This window comes from Paenibacillus sp. P36 (genome assembly GCF_045866505.1).
Taxonomy (GTDB): domain Bacteria; phylum Bacillota; class Bacilli; order Paenibacillales; family NBRC-103111; genus Paenibacillus_E; species Paenibacillus_E chondroitinus.
In genome coordinates, this window is sequence record NZ_AP038372.1 from 5,808,077 (window position 1) to 5,820,973 (window position 12,897).

At 45.1% G+C, this 12,897-nt stretch carries 7 protein-coding genes and 1 other annotated feature; of the genes, 1 reads left to right on the forward strand and 6 read right to left on the reverse strand.

Annotated features, from left to right (window positions below):
* The first annotated feature begins 159 nt into the window (after positions 1-159).
* Positions 160-336 (forward strand): hypothetical protein, encoded by a 177-nt coding sequence (locus tag ACKTT9_RS26200; RefSeq protein ID WP_157326056.1) that lies wholly within the window; start codon positions 160-162, stop codon positions 334-336.
* An 80-nt stretch (positions 337-416) separates the two neighbouring features.
* On the opposite strand, the gene asd is transcribed toward ACKTT9_RS26200, so the two are convergent.
* The 6 genes from asd to ACKTT9_RS26230 all read right to left on the reverse strand — a co-directional run bounded on the left by asd (position 417) and on the right by ACKTT9_RS26230 (position 12,893).
* Positions 417-1,502: an aspartate-semialdehyde dehydrogenase gene (gene asd / locus ACKTT9_RS26205; RefSeq protein ID WP_407868202.1), complete on the reverse strand. Its 1,086-nt coding sequence runs from the start codon at positions 1,500-1,502 to the stop codon at positions 417-419.
* Positions 1,503-1,632: 130 nt separating this feature from the next.
* Positions 1,633-1,897 (reverse strand) — a binding site (T-box leader).
* 72 nt (positions 1,898-1,969) lie between these two features.
* The gene (locus tag ACKTT9_RS26210; protein WP_407868203.1) at positions 1,970-2,278 is read right to left on the reverse strand and encodes a hypothetical protein; all 309 of its coding nucleotides are present in this window, start codon (positions 2,276-2,278) and stop codon (positions 1,970-1,972) included.
* Positions 2,279-2,403: 125 nt separating this feature from the next.
* Positions 2,404-3,411, reverse strand: coding sequence for a DUF3231 family protein (locus tag ACKTT9_RS26215; RefSeq protein ID WP_407868204.1), 1,008 nt, complete (start codon positions 3,409-3,411; stop codon positions 2,404-2,406).
* Between the two features lie 178 nt (positions 3,412-3,589).
* The gene (locus tag ACKTT9_RS26220) at positions 3,590-9,352 is read right to left on the reverse strand and encodes a glycoside hydrolase domain-containing protein (protein WP_407868205.1); all 5,763 of its coding nucleotides are present in this window, start codon (positions 9,350-9,352) and stop codon (positions 3,590-3,592) included.
* A gap of 26 nt (positions 9,353-9,378) precedes the next feature.
* On the reverse strand, positions 9,379-11,142 hold the full coding sequence (locus tag ACKTT9_RS26225; RefSeq protein ID WP_407868206.1) for an S-layer homology domain-containing protein: 1,764 nt from the start codon (positions 11,140-11,142) through the stop codon (positions 9,379-9,381).
* A 26-nt stretch (positions 11,143-11,168) separates the two neighbouring features.
* On the reverse strand, positions 11,169-12,893 hold the full coding sequence (locus ACKTT9_RS26230; protein ID WP_407873117.1) for a metallophosphoesterase: 1,725 nt from the start codon (positions 12,891-12,893) through the stop codon (positions 11,169-11,171).
* Positions 12,894-12,897 lie beyond the last annotated feature (4 nt).

Below are 12,897 nucleotides of genomic sequence, written 5' to 3' on the forward strand. Positions count from 1 at the left end.
ACAAGGGATCACACTCCTAAGTAATCTTATGTTGGGAGATGTGCCTCAGGGAACGGCTGTTATCACGAACAATTTGCAAACTCTGCATGCAACACCCTCATACGGGATCAGCATGACGAAAATATATGAGTATGAAACGTTGTCATGGAGGGACTTCCTATGCGAACCAATACAGAACAAAGAAAAATCACAAATCAAGATATTGAACAAATGATTGTCGAAATAGATAAAGGCTGGACAGAACTGAATAACATCCATGTGTCGTGTCACCATATTTGGAGGGATCTCGTGCAAATTTCGCAAGATTTGGACGAGAAATTCGGTATTTCCTATTGATTCACGGTTTTAAAATGTTTTAAAAACAAAAAACAGCAAGCCCCTAATAAATAGGAAGGCTTGCTGTTTTATTTACATTTTTATTTCGCTTGAATGTAGCCTTCTGCTTTCAGCAGTTCAGCAATCAGAACAGCGCCGCCCGCCGCGCCGCGCAATGTGTTATGCGACAATCCTACGAATTTGTAATCGTAGATGGAATCCTCACGCAGTCGACCTACGGAGACACCCATACCGCGCTCGATGTCACGGTCAAGTTTCGTCTGCGGTCTGTTCTCTTCTTCGAAGTAAGTGATGAACTGCTTAGGTGCGCTTGGCAGCTCAAGCTCTTGCGGACGGCCTTTGAACTGCAGCCAACGAGCAAGAATTTCTTCTTTGGACGGTTTTTTCTCGAACGATGCAAAAACGGTCGCCAAATGTCCATCTGTTACAGGAACGCGGATACATTGGGTTGTAATCAAAGGGGAGCTCGCTTTAACGATGGCATTATTTTCGATGCTGCCCCAGATGCGCAGCGGCTCTTGCTCGCTTTTTTCTTCCTCGCCGCCAATATACGGAATGACATTGTCCAGCATTTCAGGCCAATCGGTAAAGTTTTTGCCCGCTCCCGAAATGGCTTGATACGTCGATGCCACAACTTGGATTGGTTTGAAGTCCAGCAAGGCATGAAGCGCCGGCACATAACTCTGAATGGAGCAGTTAGGCTTAACCGCAATAAAGCCCGATGAAGTTCCGAGACGTTTTCTTTGTGCCGCGATCACTTCAATATGCCCTGGATTCACTTCCGGGATCACCATCGGGATATCAGGCGTCCAGCGGTGAGCCGAGTTATTGGAAATAACAGGCGTGCCCGTTTTGGCGTAAGCTTCTTCCAAGGCTTGAATTTCATTCTTTTTCATATCGACGGCACAGAAGATGAAATCAACTTGAGAAGCTACTTCTTCCACTTTCGAGGCATCTTGAACAACAATTTGTTTCACGCCTTCAGGGATAGGTGTCGCCAGTTTCCATCTGCCTTGCACGGATTCTTCATATGTTTTACCCGCAGAGCTGCTGCTAGCTGCGATCGCTGTTACTTTAAACCAAGGATGTTGATCCAGCAATTCAACAAAACGCTGGCCAACCATTCCTGTTCCTCCGACAATACCCACTTTTAATTTTTCTGACATGTGATATTCAAATCCTTTCAAAATGGTATGATAAACTATTCAATAAGTCTGAATTGGTGTACCTAATCAGCGCATAACCTGCATTTCTTTTATAAAAGCAAAAAAATCCCACCCCCAAGACTAATACAGCCTCAGGGACGAGATTTGGATTCCTCGTGGTACCACCCCAGATTCGCCAATATGTCGCCATATTAGCCTCTTCAAGTACGGCATTACCGTGTAATGCGGATACTTTAGCTCTGTAACAGGAGCTCCTGGCACACCATCCCCTTCTTGCCCGGTTCCGATGCGCTGCTCTGAGCCTTTTTTCAATAAAGATTTCTTTACTCCTTTTCAGCTAACGGAGCTCTCTGTGAAAGATTTCATTTATTTACTCTTCTCTTCGTCGCATTTGAATGTTGCGATAATATTATCAGATATCGATTGTAACGTAAACAAATTTTTTGAAATTTCGAAAATAGGACAAATTATTCCCCTACGATGTCCGCCCTTAAATCGCTCGCAACTTCCATCATCCTTGGAATCACGGCTTCATTCGTGCCTGACACGTAAACATCTCCCTGATAATGCCGGAAGGGTATCTTGCTGTCGCCATAACTCCACATGAAGAAATCACCCTCGATGGACATCGTGGTCGTACCGGTTATCGTAAACACAGATGTATAGGAAAAATCAGATTGGGATGCAAAATACTGTTTGCATTCTTCCAAAGTGATGACAGCTTCCGAGTTGTCGTTGACTTGCAAAGCTCTTGTAATTCGATAGCGTTGGCTCAAAACCATTCCTCCATTCCTTCACCAACCTATTTTATTGCAAAATCACGTAAATTGCTAGCGCGATTTGATGCAAAAAAGCCAATCCAATGACTGGAGTGGCTAGGTCGGAATCCATGTGTTGCCCATCATGTTTTGGTTAGCTGTCTGCGGTCTTCCACTTGTGGCGGCTCTTCCATCCAACCATGCTCAATCATGATTTCCCCGCCTTCTTTGACAAAGGGGATAATTTTTTGAGCAAGTTTCGCGAGTGCAAGCGGTAGATCACTACGCAAACTGAAAGCTCCGCCAAGCGAGTGACTGCCAACCGCGAACGAGCCCAATAAATTGGTGAGGTACATCATTATTTTATCGGAAAATGGAGAAACAGTGGAGTTGGTCGCTTTTCCCGCGTGAGTGGCAGGAGGCTCAATGTAATCCTCACGCAGAAATTCACCCAAGGTCGTTTCAACCTCTTTGGACAATTTCATGCCTTTTACAAAATATTCTTTCACTTTCTTATCATGAGCAACTTGAGCGAAGCCAATCATCAGCTGCATCCCTGTAAGATTCGTTTCAATCGAATGATGCAAGAGCGAAATCTCAATCGCATTCAGCGCTCTTTTATCCTTAAACAAATTGAATCCAGATAAATAATTATCATTCTGAATAAAGGTTACCTCAGTGGGCATGGACATATAGGGCGGCCGCGATAGAGCCCCTTTCTCCTGCAGGAATTGTACGCACTGATCGTACATCTCTTGTGATTCTGCTGTTAACTGCTTAAAGAGCTCTCTGATGTCTTTCCGATATGACATCGTAGAATGAAACGCGAAAAGTGGAACTTCAATCTTGCTTATCATAAGCAAAAACATCGGTTCGTACAGATAATCAAATAACTTGGGAACCCCTTTATTAACGTCATTTGCATTAAATCCTAGCGGAATGACTGCTCCTGCTTGCTCAAAAATGTGTTTGATCGTCGTTACTATTTGATCACTGGAATCGTACGTTGCTTTCAGAATTTGTTTAACCTCTTCATTTTCTGCGTTTTCAAGGAAATATTCCAAAAAGCGAAGCAACATGGTTTTTTCTTGATAGGTCATCCACAAGTTACCTATTTCAGACGATGTCAATGGGATATCGGTTGATGCCATATGGTTGACTCCTTTATGTAAATTCGCGTGATCTCTTCCTGATGTTTACTTTCATTTATCATTTCCTATCGGGGAAAGAATATCCAGAATCCCTGAATCCTTCTATGAAAATAGGGCTACCCCTCTGGTCATTGACCTTTGGAATAGCCCTCATCATTATTTACTTGCAGCCTGTATGTTACTGCACATTTAAAGAAAACCTAACATTATCGAAATTACCAATGTATTTCTTGGAGGAATTGGTTGTTCCCGTAAAGACAAGATAGATATCTTGAAGCCCAGTTAGCTTTTGAGTTAGATCAGCAGCTACGGTTTGGTAAGTTCCCCAACCGTTTGCTGTCGGAGGTGTGGAGATTTTCCCGACTAACGTACCATTTACGCCACCTAGACGAATCTCTACCGCCGAATCCGCCGCACAGTTTCCGCTATTGCTTGAGTACTCAATAGCTACGTGATCCACCCCTTCACTGCCCAAATTCATACTCTTGAAACCAAGCCAGGCGCCATTAAACGTATTAGCAACCAGATCACCGCTAGTTCCCTTTTCCGTTTTGAGCGGAGTATTGTTGTTGTAGATGTTTGGAGCAGTTGACCATTCATTGAAGCTTTCCAGCTCCAGTTTGGCATAATCATTTCTAGTCGGGTATACATACGAAAAGCTGGCTTTATCGAAATTACCGATATATTTGAATGTTGCGCTTGTCGTTCCCGTAAAAACGAAATACACATCTTGAACGCCGGTAATCTTTTGAGTTAAGTCGCCAGAAACCGTCTTGTAGGTGCTCCATCCGTTCGATGTCGGAGGTACTGCGAGTTTCCCGACTAACGTACCGTTAACTCCGCCTAATCGAACCTCGACAGCTGAATCGGCCGCCGTATTCGAAGTGTTACCTACATACTCAATGGATAAGCTGTTAACACCTTGTGTGCCAAAATCCATTTTTTTATACGCAATCCATGCGCCGTTAAATGTATTGGCAACTTGAGTCCTACTATTTTGATCCTCTGTTTTGAGCGGACTATTATTGTTATACACATTTAAAGCAGTTGTCCATTCATCGTACTTCTCCAGCTCCAACTTAGCATAGTCGCTTCTAGTTGGACTCGCATACGAAAAGCTGGCATTATCGAAATTACCAATGTATTTGAGTGTTGCGTTTGTCGTTCCCGTAAGCACGAAGTACACATCTTGAATGCCGGTTAACTTTTGAGTTAAATCGCCAGTAACTGTCTTATAGGTGCCCCAACTGTTTGATGTAGGAGGTGCTGTCAGTTTCCCGACTAACGTACCGTTTACTCCGCCTAATCGAACTTCAACAGCTGAATCGGCCGCCGTATTGGTCGTGTTCCCTACGTACTCAACGGACAGTCGGTTAACACCTTCCGTGCCAAAATTCATTCCTTTATACGCAAGCCACGCTCCATTATAGGTATTTGCAACCTGCTGCCCGCTTTTTCCACCTTCTGTTTTCAATGGTTGTGAGTTACCCGGATTCAGGTCTGTCGACCAATCATCATAGGTTTCCAATTCCAGCTTCGCAAAGTCATTTCTACCCATTGCAAAGGTTAAACGGTCGAAGTTTCCAATGTATGGAAGCGCGCTTGTTGTGCTGCCTTTCATGACCACATATACCTTCTGCAGCCCTGTTACGGTTTTGTTCAATTGAGCACTCACCGTTTTATAGGTTCCCCAACCATTACCGGAATTTGTCAAGTTGACAGTCCCGACCAGTTCACCATCCAGAGCGCCCAATCTTATTTCCAGCTTACTGTCCACTGGCACTTTATTCGTCGGAGCATCATATTCAACCGTGATCTGATTAGCGCCTTTGGTACCAAAATTAAATTGGTCAAAAGAAAGCCAAGCTCCGTTAAACGTGTTGGATACAACCGTTCCGTTATTCCCTGTTTCTGTTTTTAATGGGCCATTGTTAAAAGTATTAACATCCGGTGACCATTCGGTGCGATTCTCGAACTGGATCGTTAAGCCATCCTGCGTAGGCGGCTCTTCCTCATCCTCCGTTTTGTCCGGTAACGGAAGCGGATCTGGAAGCGGCTCAGGGTCTACAACGACCGGAGGCTTCGGTCCTGAAGGTGTTCCAGGCTCAGGCTTCGAGACAATCGGTTCCGCCAGCCATAGCGAATCATAGATATTCCCGTTGTAGGCATCGACCAGATACACGTTCATCTGGAATTTACTTGCGTTTACGTTAAATTGCTGCGAAAGCTGAAAGCTTCCTTTTTCTACAGGCACGCTATTGGACATTAATGCCCGCTCATTCTCATCCATGAGCTGGAAGACAACAACAGCCGAATCTCCGTAATCGCCTTTCAATGTTCCAGTGACGTTAACGGCCATATTGCCATTCCGGCTGACATCTGCTTTGAGATCATAAACATCCCATTGAATATCTGATGTAAAGGCCGCCTGCGAAATCAATTCATGACCAAACGTTATATTCGAGTCTTCATTGGCTTTAACGCGAACTTGAATCTGGCCTGCTGCATAATCGAGCGGTCCTACAGTCTGCGGATTTGCAGTTGCCTGCTTCCACTTCACGCCGCCGTCGGTACTGAACTCATAGTCAGCTGCTTGATTGAAGCCAGGGACAGCTGTCCAACCGAAGGTGTTAGCTTTATCATCCACGACAGCTCCTGTCGGCGCTGCTGGCTTCGTCATCTTTTTCACCGCTTCGAGACTAAACTCAAAGGCAATATCCGAGCTCGTTGCATTCACCTGATGAACTTCTGCGGACACGACGTTTGTACCTTTCACCAGATACGAAGGGTCGATCACATAGCTATTGCGATCCCGCTCATCGCCTACGGTTGCATTTGCTTTGGTGTTGTAACTCACTTCACCTGTCGGCATATTCGTACGGATAATTTCATGTCCGTTCAGATATACGACTGCCCCGTCATCACGAATCAGACTAGCATCCAATTCAAGAATATCATTCACATCGGACATCTCGAACGTTTTTCTAAAATAGGTCGTCGGATATTTATTGTTCGCATCCGGACCATAACTTGTTTTGGTTTTTACCCTGCCCAAACTGTCATACCCCAACAAAGCCTGCCCAGAAGCCCAAGAACTATCATCATAAGCCAAGTTTATCCAGCCATCGCCTGCGTACTGGCCTTTATCATGATATTTCCATACAGATTGTTCAGCAATCAACTTTTGATGACTTAATGTGTTGGTAATGTCGGCATTATAATCCATCGTCGGAGGTGCCGCGCTTGCCAATGCTCCCCAGCTTGTATTCGGTTTGGCATCCATTTCAAAAGTCAAGGTACCGCCCGACATAATGTCGTTGTAAGTAATCCAAGCTTGATCGAAATTCTTGCCATTCAGCTGTGCAGATTTAATGAAACGATTTTGACTGGAAACGTTGTTCGCTTTGATGGTAAAAGTTTTACCATTATCCAAATGCAGCTTTAATTCAGAGAAAATAGGCGAACCTATCAAGTAATTCGCTTCCCCCGGATTTCCTGGGAACAAGCCCATACTGCTGTAAACAAACCACGAAGACATACCGCCTGCATCGTCATCCATCGATAACAAATATCCTTCTGGATCATCACGATAAACACGGGATTTCATCGGGAATGCGTAAGGTCCATGGTTGTGATATTTTTGCGTGACTACTTCCGTTGTATATTCTCTTGCATAATATTGCGTCAAATAAGGATATCCCAAGTAGTTGAACAAATAAGGAACATGTAAATCAGGTTCGTTAATCGCCATGTACTCGTTGATTTTGAAGAAATGCTGAAGCTCTTCCGCCATTTCTTTTTTACCGCCCATTAAACTCGCCAATCCATTCACATCCTGAGGTACGGACCAACGATACGACCACAGATTGCCTTGATAAGCGTATTTATCGACGGCTAAAATATCTTGTTTGTTTACGGTTTGTCCATTCGGTGTGAAGAAGCCGCGTTGGTCGCCTTTCTCATCGACTTGCGTGGCGTTCCATAGGCTCTTATAAGACAAAGCGGCGTTTTTGTATTTCTCGTAGGTTTCACGATCTCCGATCAACTGAGCTAACTTCATTGGGAAGGAAGCGCTGTTTGCCTTTTCCAGTTTCCCGGAAATTTCGGTGTCGCTGATCGAGAAATTGTCCGCATCAACAGCCATACCTTTGAGCGCTTTATACACATCAAAATTAGTGAACCCTTTGGCATAAGCATCGACAATAACGGCTCCATTAAACTCATTTCTTACCGTTGGGCTCGGCCAATATCCTTCCCCCCACTGTTGATAGGAACCACGGGTATTGTAGACGTCAACCATGGATTTCACCATGTTTTCGTATTTCTTAGGCTCTAGCAGGGAGAACAAGGAATATTTCCGGAAATCATCCCAAGTCGTCCAACCATTGTAGTAGTCAAAATCGTTGCCAAACTCGGAGGTTTGGCGAATCGTGTTCTCATCCCTTGCTGCCTTAAATGTCCCATTTGAGCTGGTCACATTATTGGGATGAAGGAACGTGTGATACAACTGCGTATAGAATACACGTTTGTTCGTTTCATCAGCATCGGTAATTTCAACCTTGTTCAGCTCTTTGCTCCAGTTACTTCTGGAAAGGCTCCGCTGAGCATCAAAATCCCAATTTGCGATATCATGCGTACGTTCATACTTCGCTTGATCAACGCTGATTGTCGATAGACCAACCTTCGCTTGAACCACTTTATTGTCTTTTGTATTGAAATTCACCCATACGCCGCTGTTCGAACCGCTGCGTTTAGCTTCTGTTCCAACTGCATCTCCCTGCCAAGAACTGTAGGAGTCAAAATCATGGTCAAATTGAATGGAATAGTACATGGTGTAATAGCCATGTCCGCACACATTCTTGGATTGAATCATACCTGAAATCTCATTGTTATTTTCAACAGTCAGGTTAGCATCAATCATACCCGCATAAGAGTTGGAAAGATCAACCAGTACTGAACCCGTATCCGCTGCTGGGAACGTATAACGGTGGAAACCAACATTATGAGAAGCTGTAAGTTCAACGCCAATACCGGATGCAAGCTTCACGCCATAATAGCCTGGAGAAGCATTTTCGCTGCTTTTATCATACAACTGCTTATACTCAGCACTATTTTTTGTAAAAGAGCGTGTTTCCGGCATCATCAAGATGTTACCGCCCCCACCGCTGCAGCCTACGCCGCTAAAACGCAGATGCGAAAAACCCTTTAAATATTTATCCTGGTAATAATATCCACTGAATGCTCCGCCATCGCTATCCGGTCCTAAGGAAACCAGACCAAACGGTGTGGTTGGACCTGGATTCGTCTGCCCGTTATCTCCCAATGTGTTGATAAACGGGTCTACGTAATCCACAGGGGAAAGATTAGTCGCCGGGTAAGCCGGAAGTTGATCGGCATCAACCCCGTATACTTCCAGCTCATACAGACGTACCGTGTTACTGTCGTAAGCCGCTTTATCCACAAAGAACCTGATATACTGTGCAGAGAACGCCGGGACATACCGGTTAAGAATCGTCTGCACGTTATTTTTTACGACATCGACATCTTCCCAAGTTTGTCCGTCATTACTTTTTTGCAAACGGAAATCCTTGGTGTTCCAGAAGGGGAAATTTCCCGACTCACTGATTCCAGCGTTTTTTACAATCCATTCATTGATGTTATAAACTTTGCCTAAATCGAGTGCTAACCATTTATTGGCTACACCTGAATTATCGCACCATTTCGTGTCATTCTTGCCGTCAACTGCACTACTTGGACTCTCATTCGCGTTACATTGTCCTGAAGCTGTTACTGTGGCATTCAAGGCCACATTTCTGGTTTCAGTTTCTTGAATGGAGGGATTCGCAGCCGCAGCAACGACTTCCAATGCTAACGGCGCCAGCAAGCTATATAAGAACAATACCGTCATTACAACTGAAATTATTTTTTTGCGTTTCCACATTACGATGGGGTCCTCCCGCTTTCGTTTTATAAAGAACCGTTCGGCAGCAACCGAGTGATCATGACCGCAACTTCAGCCCGTGTAACGGAACTTTTCGGATTAAAGCGTGCGCCATCTCCTTCAATTAATCCTTTTGACCAAGCTTGTTTGACCGCAGCAGCAGCCCATGATGAAATATCATTTGTATCGGCAAAAGCTGGTTCAGCTTTATTCGACCCTACTACGTTGAAATACTTGGCGGCTTGAACAAGCGCAACAACAGCTTCTTCACGCGTAATGATATCGTTCGGTCGGAATGCTCCGTTATAACCGGAAACAATACCTAGTGATGCAGCGCCAATAACTTGTTCGGTGTAATAAGCATTAGCAGCAACGTCCGAGAACGGATTTGAACCCGCTTGCGGAGTTGTATGACCGGACCATTTCAATGCACGCATTAACAGGGTAACGAATTCTGCCCGTGTGATGCTCCGATTTGGCTCATAATGCTGCTCATCTACACCTTCGACGATATGTTTGGCTGTAAGCGACTGAACAGATTTTGCCGCCCAATGTCCTGCGAGATCTGCGAACATCTTGTTATACTCGAGAATTGTATAGTAGGAAAAATGCTCCGCCGTGAAAGTGAAAGTTCCTTTGGAGACAGTTCCTCCAACATATTCAACGGCAGCACCGTCCACGTGGTAGACGCCGGCCAGATCCGATCTGATTGCTTTCTCTTGCTCTTCCGTCAATTTCATCGTAACTACGGCAGGTTTGTCCAAGTGATGGATTTCAACCGCGTTGTCTCCGGTAATCAGTTTGATTTCAACGGAAAGAATAACGCCGGTTGACTTGTAATCCGGATTGGACTGAAGCGATTGATTCAACAAGTTTTTCGCATCCGATGTTAAAGCTGTATTCAGATCAATACGAATACGCGATTGCTGTTCACCTGAAGCCGAAATGGCGTTGGCCGGGAAACGAACCGTACTATTTTCATAAGTAAGAATGAGATCCAAGTTTTTATCCTTCAAATCTTGCAAGGATTTAGCTGGGAACTCCAGCGCCGTGCCTTCATCGCCAGTCGCTGCCGGCAGTTGAACCGTAACGGAATCCTTGGCTTGCTGGATGGCCTGATTCAATGTTTCACTGCCTAGCAGGTAGCGTCCGTTCGTGGATTTCTCCGGCTGAACGATGCCATCTGCGGTTTTACCGGCATTGGTTGGGATGGTGGTTGGATCCGTTGGTGAGGATCCAGAGCCACTATCGTCAGGCTGAGTATCACCAGGGTTTGACGGATTTCCCGGATTTGTCGGGTCCGTTGGATTTCCTGGATTCGTCGGGTCTGTTGGATTTCCCGGATCTGTTGGATCCGTCGGGTTTCCTGGATCTGTCGGATCCGTCGGATTTCCCGGATCTGTCGGATCCGTTGGATTTCCCGGATCTGTTCCGCCACCGTTCGGGTCGATGACTTTGAATGTCTTGGTTTCCGTTAAGTTATCACTACCGGCAACCACCTGGTACAAACCAAAAGGTGCAAAATCCTTGTCATCCGGTATCGTAACCTTCGCCGTGTAGCTGCCCTGTACCGGAGTTATTGCATTAATATAAAACGTCGTTTGATTAGGACGAATAATTTTAACCACTACATCTTTCGCATTGTTCGTAACCGTCCCGGACAGCTGGATTTCGCCGCCACGCTGCACTTCATCTACACTTAGAGCAAGTGTAAATGAAGCTGCTGCGCGAGCCGAAACCGGTGAGAGCACGAACAACAACGCCATAATGGCCGCTATATATTTTTTCACCGTCGTCAGTTCCTCTCTTCATTCCATTATTCGAACAACTTAGGTCTTGCTAATTGAAGCGGTACGCGAAGTTCACTGTCATATTGGTTGAAAATGAATGCTTTTACTTTGTATTCCGCTCCTACGACGTTAAAATACTGCTTGAATGTCAACTTGTTTTGCTTGTTCGGAATGGCATTCATGAGAATCGGTTTGTCGCCTTCCAGCAATTCAAACACGATATAAGCATCACTGCTATAATTAGCCAGCGGTTCCAACGTCACATCGAGCTGCAATTGCTCTCCTCTTTTGAGTTCACCCGTGATTTTATACGTATCTTCAACGAAATTCGTGGTAAACGGCAGATTCGAAGCCAGAGAAAGACCTGCTGCTAACCCTGATGTGGCGTTCGCTTTGATGCGTACCTGTACGGCACCCGCAGGATAATCGTTATCTCCGACCGGCTGTGGATTAGCCGTTACAGGTTGCCAATTAGCTCCGCCGTCAACGGAATATTCATAATCAGCTGTGTTCGCATAACCAGGAACATTCGTCCAACCAAACGTGTTGCGTCCATCATCAACTACAGGTGCAGTTGGTGCTGCTAAAGCTGTGCTCACTGTGCTTGCAACGGAGTTGTCCCGTTTATCAACGGCTTTAACTGCAAATTTATAGGATTGCCCCGGCTGTGTACCCGTTACAACAAATTGATAATTCGCTTGGTCTTTGACAGCCGGCACATAAGTGCTCCAGTTCATGCCTAATTTCCCGTCTACTTCGTAAATTCTAAAACCTCTAACCGCATCTTCCTCTGGGTTAGCAACTTGAGGTGCGATCCACGTCAGAAGCTCTTTGCCATCCGCCGTCTTGCTAGCCGCCAATTGTGCGACAGGAGCTGGTTTCGCATCGTTTCTAACAATCGTATACGTATCAAAAGGCTGCTCCTGACCAGACTTATACGAATCAATCGTAAAGCTGTTCTCCGTCATACGAATGCCCGAATAAATCGGTTGATACGGCTGTTCGTAGACCGCAGCATAATAGCGATCAACGCCATTTTGGAGATCATAATATTTCGTACCGGCTGAGTTATTGATCATATACAGGGTACCGTCCGGATTGAGCGCATTCCCATTCTGATCTTTCTGCACATTCGTAACCGGTGCATTGTTGTACATTTGATAAGATCTCATGAACGTGTGGTCATGACCTTGTAAAACCACATCGATACCAAGCTCATCAAACACAGGATAGAGCATCTGTCTCATACTCAAAATATCAGAATCAAGCGCATGGTTCCCGAGTGAATAAATGGCCTTATGGAAAGCCACGACCTTCCACTTCCGATCCGTCTCGGCTACTTCTTTTTTCAACCATTCCACTTGCTGTCTAAAAGATTCTTTTTGGCGGTCATCCCAACCAATATCCATCGTGTTCAGCACCATAATGTGGGCATCGCCATAGTCATACGAGTACACGCTGCCTGGTGGCAGAGGATTTTGAATGGAATCATTCGGATAATTAAAATGATAATAATAATTATCGTTATAAGGCCCTTCGTGATTACCGACCGCCGCCATAATTGGCAGCTTCAAAAACATGCTTTGCGGTTTTCCAAAATAATCAAGCCACTGAGACTCCAGAGAACCGGCATCCACTTCATCACCTGTCATCACCATAAACTTGGAGTTCGGGTAATGGTCAAGACCTTGCTTCATCGTGTCTGCAAAAACTTCATAGTCATGTGAATTCGAACCCTGCGAATCCGTCATGTAC

Coding starts and splice junctions, on each gene's coding strand:
- ACKTT9_RS26200 (WP_157326056.1), top strand. CDS start 160: ATGCGAACCAATACAGAACAAAGAAAAATCACAAATCAAGATATTGAA.
- asd (WP_407868202.1), bottom strand. CDS start 1,502: ATGTCAGAAAAATTAAAAGTGGGTATTGTCGGAGGAACAGGAATGGTT.
- ACKTT9_RS26215 (WP_407868204.1), bottom strand. CDS start 3,411: ATGGCATCAACCGATATCCCATTGACATCGTCTGAAATAGGTAACTTG.
- ACKTT9_RS26220 (WP_407868205.1), bottom strand. CDS start 9,352: ATGTGGAAACGCAAAAAAATAATTTCAGTTGTAATGACGGTATTGTTC.
- ACKTT9_RS26230 (WP_407873117.1), bottom strand. CDS start 12,893: ATGACGGATTCGCAGGGTTCGAATTCACATGACTATGAAGTTTTTGCA.